The sequence below is a fragment of the Xenorhabdus sp. SGI 60 genome, assembly GCF_056632175.1.
Genome location: NZ_CP196860.1, coordinates 3,991,209 through 4,015,670, shown reverse-complemented (window position 1 = coordinate 4,015,670; position 24,462 = coordinate 3,991,209). Strand labels below are relative to the sequence as shown.

19 protein-coding genes, 3 tRNA genes and 3 rRNA genes are annotated in these 24,462 nt (G+C 44.7%); 18 read left to right on the top strand and 7 right to left on the bottom strand.

Annotated elements, in window-relative coordinates:
• Nucleotides 1-21 precede the first annotated feature (21 nt).
• The 4 genes from trkA to def all read right to left on the bottom strand — a co-directional run bounded on the left by trkA (nucleotide 22) and on the right by def (nucleotide 4,343).
• Entirely contained in the window at nucleotides 22-1,398 is a 1,377-nt protein-coding gene (trkA, locus tag ACSJJG_RS18950; RefSeq protein WP_481090227.1) for a Trk system potassium transporter TrkA, read from the bottom strand.
• A 93-nt stretch (nucleotides 1,399-1,491) separates the two neighbouring features.
• Nucleotides 1,492-2,772 (bottom strand): 16S rRNA (cytosine(967)-C(5))-methyltransferase RsmB, encoded by a 1,281-nt coding sequence (gene rsmB, locus ACSJJG_RS18945; RefSeq protein ID WP_481090226.1) that lies wholly within the window; start codon nucleotides 2,770-2,772, stop codon nucleotides 1,492-1,494.
• Between the two features lie 86 nt (nucleotides 2,773-2,858).
• Nucleotides 2,859-3,806, bottom strand: a complete 948-nt coding sequence (gene fmt / locus ACSJJG_RS18940) for a methionyl-tRNA formyltransferase (RefSeq protein ID WP_481090225.1) — start codon at nucleotides 3,804-3,806, stop codon at nucleotides 2,859-2,861.
• Between the two features lie 24 nt (nucleotides 3,807-3,830).
• Nucleotides 3,831-4,343 carry a peptide deformylase gene (gene def, locus ACSJJG_RS18935; RefSeq protein ID WP_481090224.1) on the bottom strand — a complete coding sequence of 171 codons (513 nt, stop codon included), beginning with the start codon at nucleotides 4,341-4,343 and terminating at the stop codon, nucleotides 3,831-3,833.
• A 133-nt stretch (nucleotides 4,344-4,476) separates the two neighbouring features.
• Here def and dprA point away from each other — a divergent pair, with 133 nt between their 5' ends.
• The 5 genes from dprA to ACSJJG_RS18910 are packed head-to-tail and all read left to right on the top strand — an operon-like array spanning nucleotide 4,477 to nucleotide 7,845.
• On the top strand, nucleotides 4,477-5,565 hold the full coding sequence (dprA, locus tag ACSJJG_RS18930) for a DNA-protecting protein DprA (protein ID WP_481090223.1): 1,089 nt from the start codon (nucleotides 4,477-4,479) through the stop codon (nucleotides 5,563-5,565).
• A gap of 60 nt (nucleotides 5,566-5,625) precedes the next feature.
• Nucleotides 5,626-6,177 (top strand): topoisomerase DNA-binding C4 zinc finger domain-containing protein, encoded by a 552-nt coding sequence (locus ACSJJG_RS18925; RefSeq protein WP_481090222.1) that lies wholly within the window; start codon nucleotides 5,626-5,628, stop codon nucleotides 6,175-6,177.
• Between the two features lies 1 nt (nucleotide 6,178).
• On the top strand, nucleotides 6,179-6,748 hold the full coding sequence (tsaC, locus tag ACSJJG_RS18920; RefSeq protein ID WP_481090221.1) for an L-threonylcarbamoyladenylate synthase type 1 TsaC: 570 nt from the start codon (nucleotides 6,179-6,181) through the stop codon (nucleotides 6,746-6,748).
• 6 nt (nucleotides 6,749-6,754) lie between these two features.
• Nucleotides 6,755-7,579, top strand: coding sequence for a shikimate dehydrogenase (gene aroE, locus ACSJJG_RS18915; protein ID WP_481090220.1), 825 nt, complete (start codon nucleotides 6,755-6,757; stop codon nucleotides 7,577-7,579).
• Nucleotides 7,576-7,845 carry a DUF1488 family protein gene (locus ACSJJG_RS18910; protein ID WP_481090219.1) on the top strand — a complete coding sequence of 90 codons (270 nt, stop codon included), beginning with the start codon at nucleotides 7,576-7,578 and terminating at the stop codon, nucleotides 7,843-7,845. Before aroE ends, ACSJJG_RS18910 begins: the two co-directional genes overlap by 4 nt.
• Here ACSJJG_RS18910 and ACSJJG_RS18905 read toward each other — a convergent pair.
• Nucleotides 7,812-8,366, bottom strand: a complete 555-nt coding sequence (locus ACSJJG_RS18905) for a gamma carbonic anhydrase family protein (RefSeq protein ID WP_047771680.1) — start codon at nucleotides 8,364-8,366, stop codon at nucleotides 7,812-7,814. The two genes, ACSJJG_RS18910 and ACSJJG_RS18905, sit on opposite strands and share 34 nt — an antisense overlap.
• Nucleotides 8,367-8,861: 495 nt before the next feature.
• Here ACSJJG_RS18905 and ACSJJG_RS18900 point away from each other — a divergent pair.
• From ACSJJG_RS18900 to ACSJJG_RS18875, 6 genes are all read left to right on the top strand, one after another.
• A 16S ribosomal RNA gene (locus ACSJJG_RS18900) occupies nucleotides 8,862-10,403 on the top strand.
• Between the two features lie 87 nt (nucleotides 10,404-10,490).
• A tRNA-Glu gene (locus ACSJJG_RS18895) sits at nucleotides 10,491-10,566 on the top strand.
• 191 nt (nucleotides 10,567-10,757) lie between these two features.
• Nucleotides 10,758-13,669 (top strand): 23S ribosomal RNA (locus tag ACSJJG_RS18890).
• Between the two features lie 80 nt (nucleotides 13,670-13,749).
• Nucleotides 13,750-13,865 (top strand): 5S ribosomal RNA (rrf, locus tag ACSJJG_RS18885).
• Together the 16S, 23S and 5S rRNA genes with 3 tRNA genes alongside form the textbook arrangement of a ribosomal RNA operon.
• Before the next feature lie 56 nt (nucleotides 13,866-13,921).
• A tRNA-Asp gene (locus tag ACSJJG_RS18880) sits at nucleotides 13,922-13,998 on the top strand.
• An 8-nt stretch (nucleotides 13,999-14,006) separates the two neighbouring features.
• A tRNA-Trp gene (locus tag ACSJJG_RS18875) sits at nucleotides 14,007-14,082 on the top strand.
• A 278-nt stretch (nucleotides 14,083-14,360) separates the two neighbouring features.
• Here ACSJJG_RS18875 and hdfR read toward each other — a convergent pair.
• Nucleotides 14,361-15,203 carry an HTH-type transcriptional regulator HdfR gene (hdfR, locus tag ACSJJG_RS18870; RefSeq protein ID WP_481090218.1) on the bottom strand — a complete coding sequence of 281 codons (843 nt, stop codon included), beginning with the start codon at nucleotides 15,201-15,203 and terminating at the stop codon, nucleotides 14,361-14,363.
• Nucleotides 15,204-15,318: 115 nt separating this feature from the next.
• Between hdfR and ACSJJG_RS18865 the strand changes: the two genes are divergently transcribed.
• Complete coding sequence (locus ACSJJG_RS18865; protein ID WP_481090217.1) at nucleotides 15,319-15,657, top strand: MaoP family protein; 339 nt, start codon at nucleotides 15,319-15,321, stop codon at nucleotides 15,655-15,657.
• A 62-nt stretch (nucleotides 15,658-15,719) separates the two neighbouring features.
• Here the strand turns inward: ACSJJG_RS18865 and ACSJJG_RS18860 are convergent, their stop codons facing one another.
• A complete protein-coding gene (locus tag ACSJJG_RS18860) occupies nucleotides 15,720-17,246 on the bottom strand; it encodes a YifB family Mg chelatase-like AAA ATPase (RefSeq protein WP_481090216.1) in 1,527 nt (508 codons plus the stop codon).
• A gap of 600 nt (nucleotides 17,247-17,846) precedes the next feature.
• On the opposite strand from ACSJJG_RS18860, the gene ilvL reads away from it, so the two are divergent.
• From ilvL to ilvA, 6 genes are all read left to right on the top strand, one after another.
• Nucleotides 17,847-17,942 carry an ilv operon leader peptide gene (ilvL, locus tag ACSJJG_RS18855; RefSeq protein WP_152669737.1) on the top strand — a complete coding sequence of 32 codons (96 nt, stop codon included), beginning with the start codon at nucleotides 17,847-17,849 and terminating at the stop codon, nucleotides 17,940-17,942.
• 142 nt (nucleotides 17,943-18,084) lie between these two features.
• Nucleotides 18,085-19,731 carry an acetolactate synthase 2 catalytic subunit gene (gene ilvG / locus ACSJJG_RS18850; protein ID WP_481090215.1) on the top strand — a complete coding sequence of 549 codons (1,647 nt, stop codon included), beginning with the start codon at nucleotides 18,085-18,087 and terminating at the stop codon, nucleotides 19,729-19,731.
• Complete coding sequence (gene ilvM, locus ACSJJG_RS18845; RefSeq protein ID WP_481090214.1) at nucleotides 19,728-19,985, top strand: acetolactate synthase 2 small subunit; 258 nt, start codon at nucleotides 19,728-19,730, stop codon at nucleotides 19,983-19,985. The genes ilvG and ilvM overlap by 4 nt, the downstream gene beginning before the upstream one ends.
• A gap of 24 nt (nucleotides 19,986-20,009) precedes the next feature.
• Nucleotides 20,010-20,936 (top strand): branched-chain amino acid transaminase, encoded by a 927-nt coding sequence (locus tag ACSJJG_RS18840; RefSeq protein ID WP_481090213.1) that lies wholly within the window; start codon nucleotides 20,010-20,012, stop codon nucleotides 20,934-20,936.
• 91 nt (nucleotides 20,937-21,027) lie between these two features.
• Nucleotides 21,028-22,878, top strand: coding sequence for a dihydroxy-acid dehydratase (gene ilvD / locus ACSJJG_RS18835; protein WP_481090212.1), 1,851 nt, complete (start codon nucleotides 21,028-21,030; stop codon nucleotides 22,876-22,878).
• A 2-nt stretch (nucleotides 22,879-22,880) separates the two neighbouring features.
• Nucleotides 22,881-24,428, top strand: coding sequence for a threonine ammonia-lyase, biosynthetic (gene ilvA, locus ACSJJG_RS18830; protein WP_481090211.1), 1,548 nt, complete (start codon nucleotides 22,881-22,883; stop codon nucleotides 24,426-24,428).
• Nucleotides 24,429-24,462 lie beyond the last annotated feature (34 nt).

Sequence of the window (24,462 nt, the reverse complement as noted above, 5' to 3'; positions counted from 1 at the left end):
AATAAGTCCGAATTGGTGTTTTTACAGGAAGAAAGGACTTGGCTGGAAAAGCTTTTCTACTTCAGGCACGAATTTTTTATCAGTAATAAACATGATTACATGATCACCTTGTTGAATAATACTGTAATCATTAGCAATGATGACTTCTTCATTACGGACAATGGCACCTATTGTTGTTCCTGGTGGTAATTTGATATCACCTATCTTACGCCCAACAACTTTTGAAGTATGTTCATCTCCATGAGCTATGGCCTCGATAGCTTCAGCAACTCCTCTTCTTAATGAGAACACACTAACAATATCTGCTTTACGGACATGACCAAGTAGCGCCGATACTGTTGCTTGTTGAGGTGAAATTGCAATATCAATGACCCCACCTTGTACTAAATCAACATATGCACTGCGTTGAATAAGAACCATTGCTTTTTTGGCCCCCATTCTTTTTGCAAGCATGGCTGACATAATATTGGCTTCATCATCATTTGTTAGCGCTATAAAAACGTCAACTTGCTCAATGTGTTCTTCAGCTAGTAATTCTTGGTCTGAAGCATCGCCATAAAACACGATGGTATCGTGCAATAGTTCAGCTAATTCAATGGCTCTTTTTTGGTTATGTTCAATTAGCTTGACGCTGTAATCTTTTTCAAGTCGTGAGGCTAGGCCTGCACCAACATTACCGCCACCAACAATCATGATGCGTTTATACGGTTTTTCAAGGCGTTGTAATTCGCTCATTACGGCCCTGATATGTTGTGATGCAGCAACGAAGAAGACTTCATCTCCAGCTTCAATAATTGTTGAACCTTGAGGTCTAATAGGGCGATCTTGACGAAATATTGCAGCAACTTTGCTATCAATATGTGGCATATGCTCTCGGAGTGAGGATAAGGCATTGCCTACCAGTGAACCACCATAATAGGCCTTAACCGCGACAATGCTGACACGCCCTTCAGCAAAATTAACAACTTGTAATGCTCCTGGGTATTGGATTAATTTATAGATGTAATCAATAACCAGTTGCTCAGGAGATATTAGATAATCAATAGGAATATCATCAGGTTGAAATAATTTTTCTGATTCTCGGATATATTCTGATGAGCGTATTCTGGCGACTTTATTAGGTGTGTTAAATAGAGAATAAGCAATTTGGCATGCAACCATATTGGTTTCATCTGAATTTGTGACAGCTATTAACATATCAGCATCTTCAGCGCCAGCTTCCTTCAATACTCTGGGATGGGAGCCATGGCCATTGACAACTCGGAGATCGAATTTATCCTGTAACTGGCGTAGACGATCTGTATCAGTATCAACGACAGTAATATCATTGTTTTCATCAACTAAATTCTCAGCTAATGTTCCACCAACCTGGCCAGCACCCAGAATGATTATCTTCATAGCATTCTCTTCTCAATTGGAAGCCATCTTTTATTCTTGATATTTTAGCAAAACCATAAAATTCTCTCGTTCAGTTGGAACGAGAGAGCGTTATTATTGCTTAGTTAGTCGGGCATAAAAGAAACCGTCACCGCCCGTAGCTTCTGGAATAATTTGTGTTCCAGGAGTATCCGAATTACCTGCTTCTGATAATACTGCATCGGGATGACGGGCCAAAAACTCTTTTATTTGCTCACTATTTTCCTGAGGTAAAATTGAACAGGTGGCATAAACCAGCGTGCCATTCCGCTTCAAATATGGCCAGATAGCTTCAAGGATTTCAGATTGCAATGTAACCAGTTGATTTATATCTTCATTCCTGCGCAGCCATTTTATGTCAGGGTGACGGCGAATAACCCCTGTAGCAGAGCATGGCGCGTCAAGAAGAATACGATCAAATTGTTCATCAGCAGCCCATTCGTGTGGAAGGCGTCCATCACCTGTTTTGACGACAGCATGCAAGTTAAGTCGTTGTAAGTTCTCTTTTACTCGCTTAATTCGTTGCTCATCAATATCGATAGCGAGAACCTTAGATTTTGGTGCTATTTCGAGGATATGAGTAGTTTTTCCGCCAGGTGCAGCACAAAGATCCAGTATAGATTCACCGTTACATGGGCCTAAGAGTTCAGCACATCCCTGTGCGGAGCGATCCTGAATAGTTACCCAGCCTTGGCTAAATCCGGGTAATGCACTGACAGGACAGGGGTTCAGAAGACGAATAGCACTAGGATGGTTGATATCTAATTCTGCTTCTATATTAGCTTCTTCTAATAGTGCAAGATATTCTTTCGCCGTATGATGGAATTGGTTAACTCGTAGCCACATAGGTGGTTTTTGGTTGTTGGCATTCACTATAGTTTGCCAATTTTGTGGATATGCTTTTTGAATGCGTTCTAGCAGCCATTTGGGATGTAGGTGTTGATTATTTGCCCGTTCGATTAATTCTTGTTGTTGGCGCTGAAATTGGCGAAGGACACCATTAATTACCCCTTTAAGCTGTGGTCGTTTTAAATTAGTAGCGCCATTGACGGTTTCGGCAAGTGCAGCGTGTGCAGGTATACGTGTATATATCAGCTGATATATACCAACCATGATTAGGTAGTGGAAAATACGTTGTTTTCCTTTCAATGGCTTTGCCATTAGTTGACTGATAAACCACTCAAGCTGAGGTAATACTCTCATCACACCAAAACAGATTTCTTGCAACAACGCCTTATCTTTATCAGAAACTTTTTGTTGGAGTTCAGGGATAACAGTACTGAGGGATTGCCCTTGGTCAAGCACTTGAGTGATTGCTTTTGCAGCGATGCTTCTCAGGTTATATGTATTTTTCATGGTATGGTCAAAAAGCTGACTTTCGTCAGCATAGTAGATAGGAAGAAGCCTGAAGGCTAAAATATTCAGGCAAAGTCAGGTTAGTATCAGTTGATTTTGCTGCCAGGTGTAAACCACTCACGTTTGGAGTTTAAGAGATCGGCAACCGACATTGCTTTCTTGCCCGGTGGTTGCAATTGAACAATATTTAATATCCCATCCGCAGTTGCAATTTGAATACCTTTTTTATCTGCGCTGATAATTGTTCCAGGAGCTTGGGTGGTTTGCTCTGCAATGACTTCTGACAGCCAGATTTTAATTGGTTGATCATCAACTAAGAAGAAGCTCATAGGCCAAGGGTTGAAAGCACGAATACAACGCTCAATTTGGCTTGCAGGTAAATTCCAATCTACTTTTGCTTCCTCTTTACTCAGTTTTTCGGCGTAGGTCGCAAGTGTGTCATCCTGAATTTCAGGTTGACATGTCTCCGATGTGATTAAATCTAAGGTGTTGAGTAGGGCTTTTGGCCCAATATTGGCAAGTTTTTCGTATAAACTAGCACTAGTATCTTCATTTGTAATTGGGCAAATGGCTTTCAACAGCATATTACCCGTATCAAGTCCTGCATCCATTTGCATGATCGTTATGCCAGTTTCTTGGTCGCCAGCCCAAATGGAGCGCTGAATGGGGGCTGCACCACGCCAGCGAGGTAGCAAAGAACCGTGGACATTCAAACATCCTAGACGTGGTATATCTAAAATGGCTTGAGGAAGAATTAAGCCATAGGCAACAACGATCATAATATCAGCTTGCTGCTCTATGATCCATTGCTGGCTTTCTTCTGTACGTAAGGTTTTTGGCTGGAAAACAGGAATATCATGTTCTTCAGCCAATACCTTTACAGGACTTGGTGTCAGTTTCTTACCTCTTCCTGCCGGTTTGTCTGGTGGAGCGAGCACTCCGACAACCTGGTGTTGAGAGTTTAATAAAGCAGTCAGATGGCGAGCCGCGAAATCAGGCGTTCCGGCAAAAATAATACGTAAAGAATCAGACACTGTTATTTCCTGCGATAATAAAAGTTATTTGTTTTTGGCTCTCAGTCGGTCAATTTTTTCAACTTTCTGACGGATGCGTTGGCGTTTCAATGGTGATAAATAATCAACAAAGAGTTTACCGACTAAATGATCCATTTCATGTTGAATACAGATTGCCAATAATCCATCAGCTTCTAATTCAAATGGTTGGCTGTTATAGTCTAAGGCCTTAATTTTTACTTGCTCAGAACGAGGCACAAATCCACGCTGTTCAGGAACAGATAAACAACCTTCTTCTATTCCTGTTTCACCGGTTGCATTAATCAATTCCGGGTTAATCAGAACAAGACGTTGATCACGCTCCTCAGAGACGTCAATGACAATAATTCTCTGATGTATATCGACTTGTGTTGCCGCTAAACCAATACCTTCCTCTGCATACATCGTTTCAAACATATCATCAACGATACGCTGAATTTCTGCATCGACTTTTTCTACTGGCTTGGCAACTGTGCGAAGTCGTTCGTCTGGATAATGTAATACTTGTAAAATTGACATATATGTTTAGAACTGCATCCAAAAAGTGAGTGATAATCGATGCCTATTCTAGACATTTCCCATTTAGATTGACAGTATTGAACATAAATTAATCATGAGAGGATTGCTCTCAACCTTAGGTCAGGATGACGATATGGAAGCGATGGAAATGTGGTTAAGAATGAAAATGGTCTCTTATCTTTCAGCAGCGAAGGCCATGTTTATTATGGATCGCCTGTTACAAACGAAAAATTGCAGTATATCTTCTCTTAAAGCATGTGGTCTGTCATCTGCACAATGCTTGCAATTTATGAAAGCTAACACTTCTGTGCTGATTTCGGCTCTCAATTGGTTAGAACAACCAGATCATCATTTGTTGACTTTCTCTCATCCCGCATATCCGCCTTTATTAAAGCAAATACACTCTCCACCTCTTGTTCTTTTTGTTATAGGTGATGTATCGGTCTTATCTCAAAAGCAAATTTCAATGGTTGGTAGTAGGGCTGCGACTTTTTATGGTGAAAAATGGGGAAAGATATTTGCTAGTGATTTGGCTAAAAATAATCTGGTAATAACTAGTGGACTGGCGATTGGTATTGACGGTATCTGCCATCAGGCAGCATTAGATTCGGGAGGGAAAACAGTCGCGGTACTTGGTAGTGGTTTTAAAAATATCTACCCCAGTAGACATAAGTCCTTGGCCGGACATATTAAAGAAAATGGGGCATTAGTTTCCGAATTTTTTCCTGATGCACCACCTAAAGCCAAACATTTCCCAAGGCGAAATCGAATTATTAGTGGGTTAAGTTTGGCTCTTCTTATTGTGGAAGCTCATAAGAATAGTGGATCACTGATTACAGCGCGTTGTGCACTTGAACAAGGGCGAGACATCTTTGCATTACCTGGTCCATTAGGCACTCCTGCGAACGAAGGTAATCATTGGTTGATTAAACAAGGGGCTTATTTGGCAACAAATGTAATAGATATTATGGAACATATTAGCTCTTCATTTCAATGGGTTAACGTAGAAGGGAAAGGTCAGGAGGAAGAAAATAAACAATTTGAACAAACAGAGTTGCCATTTGTGGATGTGCTGGTTAACGTAAGTAGTGAAGTCACACCTATTGATGTGATTGCCCAGCGTTCTTCCCTGCCTGTTACCGAAGTTATGACCAAATTATTGGAGTTGGAACTCATGGGAAAAGTTGCTGTTGTTGCTGGTGGGTATGTCCGAACTAATTAAGCGATTTAATTTGTGCTTTTTCCAATGTCATGGCGGCTGCCGATATTCAGCGAGTGAGATATGTCTAAAAAAGTGTCTTTTACTATAAAAGAAATAGAGCGTTGCCCTGAGTGTAATGCTGAGTTAGTGATCCGCAATGGCGATCATGGCCCATTTTATGCGTGTTCCAGTTATCCATCTTGCCATTATCTTCGTCCTTTGAAAGCACAAGTAGACGGACATATTGTTAAAGAATTGGATGGGCAAGTTTGTCCAAAATGTGGATTCACTTTAGTCTTACGTCAAGGGCGTTACGGTATGTTTATTGGCTGTGGTCATTATCCTGAATGTGAATATACAGAATTAATTGATAAACCAGATGATACGTCAATTAATTGTCCTCAATGCCAGCAAGGAAAATTACTCCAGCGTAAATCTCGTTTTGGTAAGACATTTTATTCCTGTAATCGCTATCCAGAGTGTCAGTTTGTACTTAACAATAAGCCTATCTCAGGTGAATGCACGTTTTGTCACTACCCATTGTTAATAGAAAAGCGCACTTCCCAAGGCGTAAAATTATTTTGTGCCAGTAAATTGTGTAGTAAGCAACAAGTTAACGAAATTGAGAAATGAAATGAGTTACGTAATCTCACCAGTATTTGATGAAGTTATCACGGCCTTAGAAGAAGAAAAAGTTATTGCTTATCCTACTGAAGCCGTTTTTGGATTAGGGTGTGACCCTGATAGTGAAAATGCAGTGCAAGAGCTATTAGCGTTGAAAAATAGGCCTTGGGAGAAAGGGCTAATTCTTATTGCTGATAAGTATGAGAGATTATGTCCTTATATTGATGATGAACAGATAAATGATACACAGAAAGAAACCATACTCTCATCTTGGCCTGGTCCTGTTACGTGGGTAATCCCCGCGAAAGCAACCACACCAAAATGGTTGACTGGCAAATTTTCAACATTGGCCGTTCGAGTTACGGATCACCCTTTGGTTCAGCAGCTATGCGCTATATATGAAAAACCACTTGTTTCGACCAGTGCGAATCTAAGTGGATTAGACCCATGTCGTAGTGTAGAAGAAGTACGACAGCAATTTGGCAATCGTGTCCCAATATTAGAAGGAGAAGTTGGTGGGCGTAAGAATCCATCAGAAATCAGGGATGCGTTAACTGGCAAATTATATCGGAAAGGATAGGTAATCATGGATAAATTCGCTGTTTTTGGTAATCCAATTGCGCATAGTAAATCTCCTTATATTCATCGATTGTTTGCTGAACAAACAGGTATCGAGCATCAGTATGGGAGAGTACTTGCTCCGGTAGAAAACTTTGAACAAACCTTAGCTCACTTTTTCGAACAGGGGGGATTAGGTGCGAATATCACTGTTCCTTTCAAAGAAAGTGCCTATAAATGCTCAGATGAATTGACTGAACGGGCGAGTATCTGTGGTGCAGTTAACACATTAAAACGGATATCGGGAAACCGACTGCTCGGTGACAATACTGATGGAATGGGATTATTAGTAGACTTGCAGCGACTCAAATTCCTCTCTCAAGGACAGAAGATTCTGATCATAGGCGCTGGTGGAGCTGCGAAAGGTGTATTGTCTCCTTTGTTATCACTGGGCTGTTCAGTCACTATTACTAACCGAACATTTGAACGTGCTCAAATAATCGCAAATACATTTTCTCTATTAGGTGATATTCAGGCCATTGAAATGAGTGCTCTTGGCCTTATTCCTCCAGATTTTGATATTATCATTAATGCAACAGCTTCTGGCCTTGATGGACAAATTCCTGCCATCTCTCCGTTGATTTTTCAAAATAATAGTGTGTGTTACGACATGTATTACCAGCATGGATTAACGCCTTTCCTTACGTTCGCTCACCAAAATGGTGTTTCACGTTTGGCTGATGGCTTAGGAATGTTAGTAGGGCAGGCTGCGTATTCTTTTGAATTATGGCATGGAGTGTTCCCTGAAATAGAACCTGTTTTAACGGCCTTAAGACGGGAGTTACATGCATGAACCAATCAATTCAATTTCCTGATCGTGAAGAGTGGGATGCGATAGAAAATAAGGTAATATTCCCAGCAATGGTGGATGGTTTGCTGGTGGAGTGTATGATTAGTTCTGATGAGATAATAGGGCGTTATGGCAAGGATCATCACCCACTCGATTTGTTTCGCCAACATCGTTGGGATTTGGAAGAAGAGTTTGAAACAACCATTTTGAGTGGGCATGATGATCAATTTGGGCGCTACTCTTTGCTTTCAGATTGTGTTGATAGGTAGTCATTTTTCCAGCTAACGTAATTATTAGCGGAATAAAGCAGCCCTTCCAATTCTTCAGGTTTGAGTTTTCGTACTTGTTTGGCAGGACTACCGACGTACAGGTAACCGCTTTTTAATTTTTTACCTGGAGGAACTAGGCTACCAGCTCCAATCACAACATCGTCTTCAATAGTCACTCCATCAAGTAAAATGGAACCCATGCCAACTAAGACTCGATTCCCAATTTTACACCCATGTAGCATTGATTTATGACCTACCGTGACATCTTCGCCAATTATTAGAGGGAAACCATTTGGATTATCAGGAGATTTATGAGTCACATGTAAAACAGAACCATCTTGAATATTTGTACGTGAACCAATTGAGACATAATTTACATCTCCCCTGATAACTACAAGGGGCCAAATGCTGACATTGTCTGCTAATCTGACATTTCCAATTACAACAGAAGAAGGATCTAAAAGAACTTTTTGGCCGACTTGAGGATAGAAATTTAGATATTGGCGTAAAACAGTAGGCATAAAAACCTCAACAGTAAGAGTGGATCGCAAATGTATAAGCAATTATATAGGAATGTTATTGAGGAAAAAAACGCCATGCAATGGAATGAGCCGCATTAATTTTAGCCTATTTGAGTGGTTTTTATATTTAAAAGGGCAAAAAATGCCCACTTGAAGATAAAATTGCAAAAAACTATTGTCAGCGCCGTAAAACACCCTATAATGCGCCACCACTGACCGACGCTGCGCTGAAACAGGCCGCGAAGGGCAGTGAGAGAAAAGCGAAAATAATCGCTTGACTCCCGAGGCGAAAAGCGTAAGATACGCAGCCTCGCAACCCGGAAGAGGCTTCCGGTTGCCCCCGCTCTTTAACAAATTAATCAGACAATCTGTGTGGGCACTCGCAAGACACTATCTGACGCCGCAAGGCGAAAAAGATTAAACAGTCTTGAAGAGTGACTGAACAGTTAATTCATTATGAACGAACAGTCAGAATTCTTTGAGCATCAAACACTTTAATTGAAGAGTTTGATCATGGCTCAGATTGAACGCTGGCGGCAGGCCTAACACATGCAAGTCGAGCGGCAGCGGGGAAAGCGTGCTTTCCTGCCGGCGAGCGGCGGACGGGTGAGTAATGTCTGGGGATCTGCCCGATGGAGGGGGATAACCACTGGAAACGGTGGCTAATACCGCATAACCTCGAACGAGCAAAGTGGGGGACCTTCGGGCCTCACGCCATCGGATGAACCCAGATGGGATTAGCTGGTAGGTGGGGTAATGGCTCACCTAGGCGACGATCCCTAGCTGGTCTGAGAGGATGACCAGCCACACTGGGACTGAGACACGGCCCAGACTCCTACGGGAGGCAGCAGTGGGGAATATTGCACAATGGGCGCAAGCCTGATGCAGCCATGCCGCGTGTATGAAGAAGGCCTTCGGGTTGTAAAGTACTTTCAGCGGGGAGGAAGGCACAGGACTGAATAAGTGCTGTGATTGACGTTACCCGCAGAAGAAGCACCGGCTAACTCCGTGCCAGCAGCCGCGGTAATACGGAGGGTGCAAGCGTTAATCGGAATTACTGGGCGTAAAGCGCACGCAGGCGGTCAATTAAGTTAGATGTGAAATCCCCGGGCTTAACCTGGGAATGGCATCTAAGACTGGTTGACTAGAGTCTCGTAGAGGGGGGTAGAATTCCACGTGTAGCGGTGAAATGCGTAGAGATGTGGAGGAATACCGGTGGCGAAGGCGGCCCCCTGGACGAAGACTGACGCTCAGGTGCGAAAGCGTGGGGAGCAAACAGGATTAGATACCCTGGTAGTCCACGCTGTAAACGATGTCGATTTGGAGGTTGTGGCCTTGAGCTGTGGCTTCCGGAGCTAACGCGTTAAATCGACCGCCTGGGGAGTACGGCCGCAAGGTTAAAACTCAAATGAATTGACGGGGGCCCGCACAAGCGGTGGAGCATGTGGTTTAATTCGATGCAACGCGAAGAACCTTACCTACTCTTGACATCCACGGAATTCTGCAGAGATGCGGAAGTGCCTTCGGGACCCGTGAGACAGGTGCTGCATGGCTGTCGTCAGCTCGTGTTGTGAAATGTTGGGTTAAGTCCCGCAACGAGCGCAACCCTTATCCTTTGTTGCCAGCACGTCATGGTGGGAACTCAAGGGAGACTGCCGGTGATAAACCGGAGGAAGGTGGGGATGACGTCAAGTCATCATGGCCCTTACGAGTAGGGCTACACACGTGCTACAATGGCAGATACAAAGAGAAGCGACCTCGCGAGAGCAAGCGGACCTCATAAAGTCTGTCGTAGTCCGGATTGGAGTCTGCAACTCGACTCCATGAAGTCGGAATCGCTAGTAATCGTAGATCAGCATGCTACGGTGAATACGTTCCCGGGCCTTGTACACACCGCCCGTCACACCATGGGAGTGGGTTGCAAAAGAAGTCGGTAGCTTAACCTTCGGGAGGGCGCTGACCACTTTGTGATTCATGACTGGGGTGAAGTCGTAACAAGGTAACCGTAGGGGAACCTGCGGTTGGATCACCTCCTTACCGAAAAGATAGTGGATTTTGTTGCAGTGCTCACACAGATTGTCTGATGAAATAAAGCAGAGCAAGCGTCTGCGAAGAAGACTTTGAGTCCCCTTCGTCTAGAGGCCTAGGACACCGCCCTTTCACGGCGGTAACAGGGGTTCGAATCCCCTAGGGGACGCCATCTTGCTCTGGTATCGGGTGAAAGACGGTGCCACCGAAATATTGTTAAGCGGACGTGCGCGTCGGTTTAGCAATATTAGCTCTTTAACAATCTGGAACAAGCTGAAAATTTGAAACACTCAGTATCTGTCTTGAGGACGGTATTGAGGAGTCTCTCAATAACTCCGATTCGAAGACACCTTCGGGTTGTGAGGTTAAGCGACTAAGCGTACACGGTGGATGCCTAGGCAGTCAGAGGCGATGAAGGACGTGCTAATCTGCGAAAAGCGCCGGTGAGCTGATATGAAGCGCTATCAGCCGGCGATGTCCGAATGGGGAAACCCGGTGCAATCCGTTGCACCATCATTAACTGAATTCATAGGTTAATGAGGCGAACCGGGGGAACTGAAACATCTCAGTACCCCGAGGAAAAGAAATCAACCGAGATTCCCCCAGTAGCGGCGAGCGAACGGGGAGGAGCCCAGAGCCATCAGCGATACACACGTCAGGAGAACGGTCTGGAAAGGCCGGCAGTAAAGGGTGACAGCCCCGTATCCGAAGAGGTGTGATATTGTGAGCTCGAAGAGTAGGGCGGGACACGTGGTATCCTGTCTGAACGTGGGGGGACCATCCTCCAAGGCTAAATACTCCTGACTGACCGATAGTGAACCAGTACCGTGAGGGAAAGGCGAAAAGAACCCCGGCGAGGGGAGTGAAAGAGAACCTGAAACCGTGTACGTACAAGCAGTGGGAGCCCTGATTTATCAGGGTGACTGCGTACCTTTTGTATAATGGGTCAGCGACTTATATTCTGTAGCAAGGTTAACCGTATAGGGGAGCCGCAGGGAAACCGAGTCTTAACTGGGCGTTAAGTTGCAGGGTATAGACCCGAAACCCGGTGATCTAGCCATGGGCAGGTTGAAGGTTGGGTAACACTAACTGGAGGACCGAACCGACTAATGTTGAAAAATTAGCGGATGACTTGTGGCTGGGGGTGAAAGGCCAATCAAACCGGGAGATAGCTGGTTCTCCCCGAAAGCTATTTAGGTAGCGCCTCGTGAACTCATCTTCGGGGGTAGAGCACTGTTTCGGCTAGGGGGTCATCCCGACTTACCAACCCGATGCAAACTGCGAATACCGAAGAATGTTATCACGGGAGACACACGGCGGGTGCTAACGTCCGTCGTGAAGAGGGAAACAACCCAGACCGCCAGCTAAGGTCCCCAAGTCATGGTTAAGTGGGAAACGAAGTGGGAAGGCTCAGACAGCCAGGATGTTGGCTTAGAAGCAGCCATCATTTAAAGAAAGCGTAATAGCTCACTGGTCGAGTCGGCCTGCGCGGAAGATGTAACGGGGCTAAACCATGCACCGAAGCTGCGGCAGCGACATGAATGTGTTGTTGGGTAGGGGAGCGTTCTGTAAGCCGTTGAAGGTGAACTGTGAGGTTTGCTGGAGGTATCAGAAGTGCGAATGCTGACATAAGTAACGATAAAGCGGGTGAAAAACCCGCTCGCCGGAAGACCAAGGGTTCCTGTCCAACGTTAATCGGGGCAGGGTGAGTCGACCCCTAAGGCGAGGCTGAAAAGCGTAGTCGATGGGCAACAGGTTAATATTCCTGTACGGGCCATAATTGCGATGGGGGGACGGAGAAGGCTAGGCAATCCGGGCGACGGTCGTCCCGGTTTAAGTGTGTAGGTGGGATAATCAGGCAAATCCGGTTATCCCTAACACTGAGGCACGATGACGAGGCACTACGGTGCTGAAGTTGCTGATGCCCCGCTTCCAGGAAAAGCCCCTAAGCTTCAGATTATGGTCCATCGTACCCCAAACCGACACAGGTGGTCAGGTAGAGAATACTCAGGCGCTTGAGAGAACTCGGGTGAAGGAACTAGGCAAAATGGTGCCGTAACTTCGGGAGAAGGCACGCTGGCGTTAGGTGAAGGACCAGGCGTCCGGAGCTGAGGCCAGTCGCAGATACCAGCTGGCTGCAACTGTTTAATAAAAACACAGCACTGTGCAAACACGAAAGTGGACGTATACGGTGTGACGCCTGCCCGGTGCTGGAAGGTTAATTGATGGGGTTAGCGGCAACGCGACGCTCTTGATCGAAGCCCCAGTAAACGGCGGCCGTAACTATAACGGTCCTAAGGTAGCGAAATTCCTTGTCGGGTAAGTTCCGACCTGCACGAATGGCGTAATGATGGCCAGGCTGTCTCCACCCGAGACTCAGTGAAATTGAACTCGCTGTGAAGATGCAGTGTACCCGCGGCAAGACGGAAAGACCCCGTGAACCTTTACTATAGCTTGACACTGAACCTTGAGCCTTGATGTGTAGGATAGGTGGGAGGCTGTGAAGTGTGGACGCCAGTCTGCACGGAGCCATCCTTGAAATACCACCCTTGAATGTTTGATGTTCTAACGCGGACCCGTTATCCGGGTTGCGGACAGTGTCTGGTGGGTAGTTTGACTGGGGCGGTCTCCTCCCAAAGCGTAACGGAGGAGCACGAAGGTTGGCTAATCCTGGTCGGACATCAGGAGGTTAGTGCAATGGCATAAGCCAGCTTGACTGCGAGAGTGACAGCTCGAGCAGGTGCGAAAGCAGGTCATAGTGATCCGGTGGTTCTGAATGGAAGGGCCATCGCTCAACGGATAAAAGGTACTCCGGGGATAACAGGCTGATACCGCCCAAGAGTTCATATCGACGGCGGTGTTTGGCACCTCGATGTCGGCTCATCACATCCTGGGGCTGAAGTAGGTCCCAAGGGTATGGCTGTTCGCCATTTAAAGTGGTACGCGAGCTGGGTTTAGAACGTCGTGAGACAGTTCGGTCCCTATCTGCCGTGGGCGTTGGAAGATTGCAAGGGGCTGCTCCTAGTACGAGAGGACCGGAGTGGACGCACCACTGGTGTTCGGGTTGTCATGCCAATGGCATTGCCCGGTAGCTAAGTGCGGAAGAGATAACCGCTGAAAGCATCTAAGCGGGAAACTTGCCTTAAGATGAGTCTTCCCTTACTCCTTTGAGGGTACTGAAGGACCGTCCGAGACGAGGACGTCGATAGGCCGGGTGTGTAAGCGTTGCGAGACGTTGAGCTAACCGGTACTAATGAGCCGTGCGGCTTAACCTGACAACACCGAAGGTGTTTTGGGGATTGAGAGAAGGTTTCAGAGAGCACAGCAGCTTGTTCGGGATTGAATACAGCATTTGTCTGGCGGTAACAGCGCGGTGGTCCCACCTGATCCCATGCCGAACTCAGCAGTGAAACGCCGTAGCGCCGATGGTAGTGTGGGGTCTCCCCATGTGAGAGTAGGACACTGCCAGACATTGATTAAAAAACGTGTTGCCGGCACAAAAGGCAGCACAGATAGAGAAATTCGGTGGTGCGGTAGTTCAGTTGGTTAGAATACCGGCCTGTCACGCCGGGGGTCGCGGGTTCGAGTCCCGTCCGCACCGCCACCGTATTTAGGGGCGTAGTTCAATTGGTAGAGCACCGGTCTCCAAAACCGGGTGTTGGGAGTTCGAGCCTCTCCGCCCCTGCCAGTTAACAAATAAGTAATAATTGATATAGCTTTCAGATTAATAGCCCAGCTAAAGTTAGCTGGGTTTTTCTTGTTTGTCATTTTTTATACAGTTCTAACGTACTATAGCTTAAATATTGCAGTTCTGACCTATATTTTTACTGACCTGTGTTTTTACTGACCTGTGTTTTTACTGACCTATAGTTTTAACTTCTAGTCTCGTGTAATTCTAATTTCTTTGCGGGCGCTACTCCTTTGCGGACTATACCGTACATAACTCATTATTTTTTCTATAAAAAATTATTTTTTGGTAGTTACAGGTGCTTTCTCAACAGGAATTTTTAATAAGTGTTGGATAAGCGCTTGTTGGTCACTGTTTTGTAGCCATACAGCGTACAATGGCCGTTCTATTAACTGATTATTAGGTAAGGCAACAAGTTTCGGATATTCTTCTTGCCAATGTACAGGAAGGAAGGTTGCAGCATTAACGCTATCCAATAACTCTCTGGCAATATGTGCTGATGTGGTTGTAATGATAGGTGGATGATCGTTCTTTAAGATTTGTTGTTCTTGCTGGTGAAAATCAGCTCCCCACTCTAATTTAATATAATTTTCTACCGTCTTATCAAGGTTATGCAGGGTTGTTAATAAAATAAGCTGGATATTACCTATCAGCTGACTTTGAAACTCATCCATTTTGGGTGGTTCAGTGGTAATTAACAGATCTAATTCACGAGAATGTAATTGCTTGACTAGTGACTGGCGTGTTGAAACGAAAGACTCGATTCTTGTTTCCCGATGGTGTCGATAAAACGTATTTATCCAGGATGTTAGATAACTTTCCCATAGGGATGCTGTAGCGCCGATAGAGAGTTTTGTATGTTGGGCAATATAATTGATTTCTTTCTTCGCCAATTGCCAGGTACTCATTAGTGATTCTGCATAAGGCACCAGGCGTTCTCCGGCTGCAGTTAGGCGGATATTATTACGATGTCGAGTGAATAGATTAGTACCCAACTGATTTTCTAGTTGACGGATACGAAAACTAACAGCGGATTGTGTTAAATAGAGCGATTCAGCTGCCCGACCAAAGTGACGAGTCTTACTGACTTCCAAAAAGGTTTTCAGTAATTCAGTATCCACATGCATCTCCAATAGTTTTTGTCGTTAAGATTTAAATATTTTGTTTTACAGAATGTCAAGCCTCCCTAATACTCCGCGCCATAATTAGTATGACTTAGAGTTAGGAGTGTGTCAGATGGCTGAAAGCTTCATCACGACTAATCGTTTTTTTGATAATAAAAATTATCCACGTGGATTTTCCCGTCATGGTGATTTCACCATCAAAGAGGCTCAATTGCTAGAACGTTATGGTCATGCGTTCAATGAATTGGACCTTGGTAAACGTGAACCTCAAACAGAAGAAGAAGAACTGTTTGTTGCAGTTTGCCGTGGTGAACGTGCACCTGCAACGACAGAAGAAAAGGTATGGATTAAATATTTGGCAAAAATTAGCCGTCCAAAACGTTTTCATACCCTTTCCGGTGGAAAACCGCCGCTTGATTCTTCGGAGGACTATACCGATACTGATGATTAATACCATCATTAATATTAATCATCTATCTAGGAGGGGCAGCAGTCCCTCTTCTAACCGATAACTTATCCAGCCTGCTTCTGTAATTGTATAAGTAACCTATCCATACTTCGGTAGCTGAGTGCTTCCATAATATCTGGTTTTTCTATTCTTGTTTGTTCTCTTAAATCTGCAATTGTGCGGGAAACCCTAAGTATTCTGTGCCAGGCACGTATAGATAGCCCTAATTTCAATAAAGTATTTTCCAGAAAAACGGCATTTTCCATGCTAATTTTGCAAATATCTTCAGTTTGTTTGCTATTGAGACGGGCATTGATGTACCCACAGCGCTCTATTTGTATTTTTCTTGCCCTTGCTACGCGTTTTTTGATTTCTTGACTACTTTCTCCATATTTTGTTGATGACTGACTTAAAATTCCTGGAGGAAGCAGAGGAACTTCAATAGAGAGATCAAAACGATCTAAAAAAGGGCCTGATAGTTTAGAGAGGTAACGTAATACTTGGTGTGGACTACTTCGGTTATGTATTCCTTGATGATAGCCGGTTGGGCTAGGGTTCATGGCTGCAATCAATTGAACTTGGGCAGGAAAACGGACTTTTGCTCTGGCACGGGATATTACTATTTCGCCAGATTCTAACGGTTCCCGCAGGGCATCAAGGACACTGCGGTTAAATTCAGGTAATTCATCCAGAAATAACACGCCATTATGGGCAAGTGAAACCTCTCCTGGCTTGGGTATTGAACCTCCTCCAACAAGAGCTGCCATTGAAGAGCTGTGATGAGGAGCTCTAAATGGGCGTGTATGCCATTTTTGATGATGTACTGGACATCCCGCCAAGCTATTGATTGCTGCAACGTCTAACGCTTCCTGATGCGTCAATGGCGGTAACAAACTACATAATCGACTGGCAAGCATAGTTTTTCCGGTGCCTGGAGGACCGAGTAGCAGAAGATTATGACCGCCAGCGGCTGTGATTTCCAATGCCCGTTTAGCTTGTTCCTGTCCAATAATATCTTGCATATCTAATACAAATGATTCAGTTTGTGGTTCAACAGGAGGGGGAGAGGATAAGTTCGCGTTTTCTCCTCGTAAGAAATGGCAGACTTGCAGCAAATGATTTGCCATTAACGTTTCGTTCTGAGACAAAATTGCCAGTTCAGTCTGGTTCTCTGAGGAGAGGATAAGTTGTCTTCCAGCTCTTTTTGCACTCAATGCTGCGGGAATTGCTCCCATAACTTGCCGTATTTCACCAGAGAGTGCTAACTCACCTAAAAACTCGTAATTATGTAGCTTATCTGTCGTGATCTGTTCCGATGCGGCTAAAATTGCAATAGCGATGGGTAAATCATATCTTCCCCCTTCTTTGGGGAGATCTGCTGGCGCTAAATTGACAGTGATCCTTTTGGGAGGATAAGTAAAACCACTATTGATCAGAGCACTTCGGACACGATCTCTAGCTTCTTTTACGGTCGTTTCAGGTAAACCAACAAGGGTGAGACCGGGTAAACCATTACTGATATGTGCTTCTATCGTGACGATAGGGGAATCAATACCAATTGTTGCCCGTGTATGAATAACGGCCAGTGCCATGATGCTCTCCTTAGCAAGAAAGCTGTTATCATGGATTGATAAAAAATAATGAAAAGTCGCCTTTCATTGTTTTGTGAAAAGGTTCGTAAATATATTTATTATTATGATAATACTGACAACTATTCAGTCGTTTGAATTTTAATAATAACATAGTGTTATATATGGGTATTCTAACAAACTGGAACTCTCATGATAAAAAATAGAACGGTAATGAATGGTATTTGTTAATAATTATAATCACATAAAATACATAAATTTAATTTAATAAATTTTAATCCTATATACTGTTGATCGTGATAATAATTAATTATAAAAAATGAATTTCGATCGCATTTTTGCCATGTTATAGAAGCTTAGACGATTAACTTATTTTTTATTATTTTATTTATTAATAATTTTATTAAACAAACAGATGGCAATGTTTTCTGAGCTAAAAATGAGTGAATTCCAGTGGATTTATCTGTTTCTTGGTTATCTAAATGAAAAATATAAACAAAATAATTTTGTTATAAAAAAACAAAAATAATCGTTGTCAACAATCATAGAAAGTGGTAACTCTTAAATATACGTCAAGCATACGAATTAAAAACGAATAAAATTATGAACGCATTTGTCCTAGTGATTAGCCTAATTATTGTGAGCGTGGTGGTGATTATCCCACCGTGCGGGGCTGCACTTGGACGAAGAACGGCTTAGACAGAAGAATAGCCAGATTCCAAAAACCCCCGCACCGAAAGGCGCGGGGGTTTTTTTTAGGCCTGATACTGGGTTAGACACGCAGAAGTAACAAAACATCACAACAGCCAATGGCAAGATAAACATAACAGGGGAGACGGCAATGAACGGGGCACAATCGGTTGTAGAGGCATTACGAAAACAGGGAATTGAAAAAGTTTTTGGTTATCCAGGTGGCGCCATCATGCCAGTTTATGATGCGCTGTATGATGGCGGTGTTGAGCACATTTTATGCCGCCATGAACAAGGCGCCGTTATGGCTGCAATTGGCTATGCGAGGGCAAGTGGCAAGCCGGGTGTTTGCATCGCGACATCAGGGCCAGGAGCAACAAATTTAATCACGGGATTGGCTGACGCATTATTGGATTCTGTTCCTATTGTCGCGATTACCGGACAGGTGAGTTCTGAATTTATAGGGACGGATGCCTTTCAGGAAATCGATATACTGGGAATGTCTCTTTCTTGTACAAAACATAGCTTTCTTGTTGATTCGCTGGAAAAATTACCCCAAATCATGGTCGATGCCTTCTCTATTGCCATGAGTGGTCGTCCAGGCCCTGTTCTGGTTGATTTACCAAAAGATATTCAGTTAGGCCAAAGTGATTTTGCCCCCTATTTAATACCGGCATCCCCTAAATTCTCTCTCCCAAAACAAGAGATTGAGTTGGCCCGGCAATTGTTAGTTTCATCCCGGAAACCTATTTTGTACGTGGGTGGCGGGGTTGGCATGTCTGGTGCTGTTCCTGAGTTGCGCAATTTTGTCTCTGAAACGGGTATTCCCGTTGTTTCCACATTGAAAGGATTGGGCGCGGCAGATTTTGAACATGAATGTTATTTGGGAATGTTAGGGATGCATGGGACTAAGGCCGCTAACCTTGCCGTTCAATCTTGTGATTTGTTAATTGCTGCCGGAGCGCGTTTTGATGACCGTGTTACAGGGAAGCTGAATACTTTTGCACCTAATGCCAAAGTTATTCATGTGGACATTGATCCCGTTGAGTTCAATAAATTACGTCAGACCCATGTGTCATTATTGGGCGATTTAAAAACCCTATTGCCTCATTTACAACAACCTTTATCTATCCAAGCCTGGCAGCAAAAAATCAAACAATTAAAAAACGAACATGCATGGTGTTATGACTATCAGGGCGAAAGTATTTATGCTCCGTTACTGTTGAAGCAGGTTTCTGAACGTGCTTCGTCCAGTACGGTTATCACAACCGATGTTGGGCAGCATCAGATGTGGGCTGCTCAACACATGACTTTTAGTCAGCCAGAAAATTTCATAACATCAAGTGGATTAGGCACAATGGGATTCGGCATTCCAGCGGCGATTGGTGCTCAGATGGCTCGTCCTGACGATATGGTTATCTGCATATCTGGTGACGGCTCCTTCATGATGAATGTTCAGGAATTGGGCACGATTAAACGCAAGCAATTGCCGGTCAAACTGATCTTATTGGATAACCAAAGATTAGGCATGGTTCGCCAGTGGCAAGAGTTGTTTTTTGACAAACGTTATAGCGAAACGATCTTAACTGATAATCCTGATTTTCTTACGTTGGCGCAGGCATTTGGGATCCCGGGACAGAAAGTGACTGACAAAGCACAAGTGGATGAAGCATTGGATGCTTTGTTCAACAGCGAGGGCGCGTATTTATTACATGTGTCTATTGATGAATTAGAGAATGTCTGGCCATTGGTTCCACCAGGTGCAAGCAACGAAACCATGTTGGAGAAATCATTATGATACAGCATCAACTTGCTATTAAGGCGCGGTTTTGCCCTGAGATTTTGGAGCGGATTTTGAGGGTTACCCGTCACCGTGGATTTCAGATATGCGCATTGAATATGGATCATATAACAGATAATGATAATGTAAATATTGAACTCACCGTGTCTAGCCAACGTCCAGTTAATTTACTTTTTTCCCAACTGCTGAAATTAGTGGATGTTGCTGGTGTTGAGATCAAACACAAAGAATCACGATTAATAAACGCATAATGCGCCCTTGAAGGAAAACTGAGAATGACAAAGCAAGCTGATTATATTTGGTTCAATGGGGAAATGGTGCCGTGGGCAGAGGCTAAAGTTCACGTTATGTCCCATGCCTTACATTATGGTACTTCGGTATTTGAAGGGATCCGTTGCTATGATTCCCATAAAGGACCCGTTGTTTTTCGTCATCGTGAACATATGCAGCGCTTGCGTGACTCAGCCAAGATTTACCGTTTTCCAGTCAGTCAAAGTGTGGACGAATTAATGGAGGCCTGCCGTGAAACGCTGCGTAAAAATAAATTGGCCAGTGCTTATATTCGCCCATTGGTATTTATAGGTAATGTTGGTATGGGAGTGAACCCTCCTGCTGGTTATAAAACAGATGTTATCATTGCGGCTTTTCCGTGGGGAGCTTATCTCGGTGAGGAAGCCTTGGATCAGGGCATTGATGCGATGGTTTCTTCATGGAATCGCATGGCAGCAAACACAATTCCTACAGGTGCAAAAGCGGGCGGCAACTACCTCTCTTCTTTGTTGGTGGGAAGTGAAGCGCGGCGTCATGGTTATCAGGAAGGGATTGCACTGGATGTTCATGGTTATATTTCAGAAGGTGCGGGCGAAAACCTATTTGAAGTGAAGGATGGAGTTCTATTCACACCGCCATTTACTTCATCTGCCCTGCCGGGGATCACTCGTGATGCCATCATCAAGTTGGCACAGGATCTTGGTCTGGAAGTTCGTGAACAGGCACTTTCTCGCGAATCGCTTTATTTAGCGGATGAAGTATTCATGACAGGGACGGCTGCGGAAATCACACCAGTTCGTAGTGTAGATGGTATTCAGGTGGGTATCGGCAAATGCGGCCCCATCACTAAAAAAATCCAAAGCGCGTTCTTTGGCTTATTTGATGGTACGACAGAAGATAAATGGGGTTGGTTGGACCCGATTAATCCTTAATAAAAAATATAAAACTCAACAGGCGGTCGTTCCCCGCCTGTTTTGATTGCTGAAGTTATTAATTGATAAGACTGACATGGGAGTGAAGACAATGCCTAAATACCGTTCTGCCACGACGACTCATGGCCGCAATATGGCGGGAGCCCGTGCCTTATGGCGAGCCACAGGTATGACTGATGCAGATTTTGGAAAGCCTATCATTGCAGTTGTTAACTCATTCACGCAGTTCGTGCCAGGACATGTACATTTGCGTGATCTCGGCAAGCTGGTGGCAGAACAGATTGAGGCATCAGGAGGCGTTGCGAAAGAGTTTAATACCATCGCTGTTGATGATGGAATCGCAATGGGGCATGGTGGAATGCTCTATTCGTTACCTTCGCGGGAGTTGATTGCTGACTCGGTGGAGTACATGGTCAATGCTCACTGTGCTGATGCCATGGTGTGCATTTCCAACTGCGACAAAATCACGCCAGGCATGTTGATGGCATCTTTGCGCTTAAATATTCCGGTTATTTTTGTTTCTGGTGGTCCAATGGAAGCGGGTAAGACGCGATTATCCGATCAACTGATCAAACTGGATTTGGTCGATGCCATGATTCAGGGCGCTAATCCAAATATCAGTGATGAACAGAGTGAGCAAATTGAGCGTTCCGCCTGTCCGACATGCGGTTCTTGCTCTGGTATGTTTACGGCGAATTCGATGAATTGTCTGACCGAAGCGCTTGGACTTTCGCAGCCAGGTAATGGCTCACTGCTCGCTACCCATGCTGATCGTAAGACCCTGTTTATCAATGCCGGTAAACGCATTGTTGAACTGACTAAGCGTTATTATGAGCAAGATGATGATAGCGCTCTCCCGCGTAATATAGCGACCAAAGCGGCCTTTGAAAATGCCATGACATTGGATATTGCGATGGGGGGGTCGACTAATACCGTTTTGCATTTGTTGGCCGCCGCGCAGGAAGGTGAAATTGATTTTACTATGGCGGATATTGATCGTTTGTCTCGTCAGGTGCCCCATTTGTGCAAAGTTGCCCCGAGCACGCAGAAATACCATATGGAAGACGTACATCGTGCTGGTGGCGTGATAGGGATTCTCGGTGAGCTTGATCGTGCAGGGCTTTTGCATCGTGATGTGAAAAATGTTTTGGGTTTGGATTTACCACAAACATTGTCTCAGTACGACATCAAGCTGACAAAAGATGAAAGTGTTAAGAACATGTATGCAGCAGGTCCAGCAGGGATTCGTACCACACAAGCTTTCTCACAAGATTGTCGTTGGCCATCGTTAGATACCGATCGCGCAGCAGGATGTATTCGTGAACTGACTCATGCTTACAGTCAGGATGGTGGGTTGGCTGTTTTGTTTGGCAACATTGCAAGAGATGGCTGCATTGTGAAAACAGCAGGCGTTGACAAAGAAATCCTGACTTTCCGTGGCCCGGCCAAAGTTTACGAGAGCCAGGAGGATGCAGTAGAAGCCATTCTCGGTGGGAAAATAGTGGCAGGTGACGTAGTTGTGATCCGCTATGAAGGACCGAAAGGCGGCCCAGGCATGCAAGAGATGCTCTATCCCACCACGTATCTGAAATCGATGGGATTGGGAAAAAGTTGTGCATTGATTACGGATGGACGTTTCTCAGGCGGAACATCGGGATTATCTATTGGTCACGTCTCTCCAGAAGCAGCAAATGGTGGCTTGATTGGCCTGATTCATGATGGCGATTTCATCAATATTGATATTCCGAACCGTACAATTCAGTTAGATGTGGTGGAAACAGAACTGGCAGAGCGTACACAGGCTGAATTATCTCGCGGAGATAAGGCGTGGACACCTAAGTCCCGTAAGCGTCAGGTTTCTTTGGCGTTACGAGCATATGCTTCATTGGCGACCAGTGCTGACAAAGGCGCAGTGCGTGATAAAACTAAACTGGGGAGTTGATTGTGGCGGTTTATCCTCTGAATACTGAACCCAAGGGTGCGGAATATCTCAAGGCGGCATTGAGTGCGCCAGTTTATGATATTGCTCAAGTCACTCCCTTACAGGAAATGAAAAAAATCTCTGCGCGTTTAGGCAATACGATTTTGGTTAAACGGGAAGATCGCCAGTTGGTACATAGTTTCAAATTGCGCGGTGCGTACGCGATGATTGCGGGTTTGACGGAAGAGCAAAAAAGCAAAGGTGTGATCACGGCTTCCGCGGGTAACCATGCGCAAGGTGTTGCATTATCGGCCAATAAGGTTGGCATAAAAGCCACCATTGTCATGCCGATAGCGACAGCGGATATCAAGGTCGATGCAGTTCGCAGTTTTGGTGGCGAGGTTCTATTGCATGGTACGAACTTCGATGAAGCGAAGGCAAAAGCCATTGAGATGGCAAAAGCGCATGGTTACACCTTCGTTCCACCCTTTGACCATCCTGTCGTGATTGCAGGTCAGGCGACACTGGCAATGGAGTTGCTACAGCAGGATGTTCATCTTGATCGTATCTTTGTTCCGGTTGGTGGCGGCGGGTTGATTGCGGGGGTTGCTGTTCTCATCAAACAGCTTGTACCTGAAATGAAGATCATTGGTGTGGAAGCCGAGGATTCTGCCTGTTTGAAAGCAGCACTGGAAGCAGGGCATCCGGTCGATTTGCCAAGAGTGGGACTATTTGCGGAAGGTGTTGCGGTTAAACGCATTGGCGACGAAACGTTTCGCTTATGCCAGCAATATGTCGATGATGTCATTACCGTAGACAGCGATGCTATCTGTGCGGCCATGAAAGATATCTTTGAAGATGTCAGGGCGGTTGCAGAACCTTCCGGTGCGCTGGCACTGGCTGGCTTGAAGAAATATGTCCAGCAACATCAGATTCAGGGAGAGCGGTTAGCACATATTCTTTCTGGGGCTAATGTGAATTTTCATGGATTGCGATACGTTTCAGAACGCTGCGAACTTGGAGAGCAACGCGAAGCCTTGCTGGCGGTGACGATCCCTGAACAAAAGGGGAGTTTCTTACAGTTCTGTCAGATACTGGGATCTCGTGTTGTGACTGAATTTAGCTATCGTTATTCGGATGCAACCGATCCCAACCAAGCCTGCATTTTTATGGGGATCAGATTGAGCCGGGGAAATAGCGAACGTCGTGAAATTATTGAAGAGTTAAACGCATCGGGATATCAAGTTGTTGATTTTACGGATGATGAAATGGCGAAGCTGCATGTTCGTTATATGATCGGTGGCAGGCCATCCAAGTCATTGCAGGAGCGATTGTTTAGTTTTGCCTTTCCTGAATCTCCGGGAGCTTTACTGAAATTTTTGCAAACATTAGGGACGCATTGGAATATCACCCTGTTTCATTACCGTAGCCACGGCACGGATTATGGACGTGTATTGGCTGCTTTTGAACTTTCAGGACCGGAAGTGTGTTTTGATCGCCATTTGGATGTGTTGGGCTATGAATATCATGATGAGACCGATAATCCTTCTTTTAAATTATTTCTGACTTAGTAATCAATTTATTAAAGAAATAAACAGCAAAATA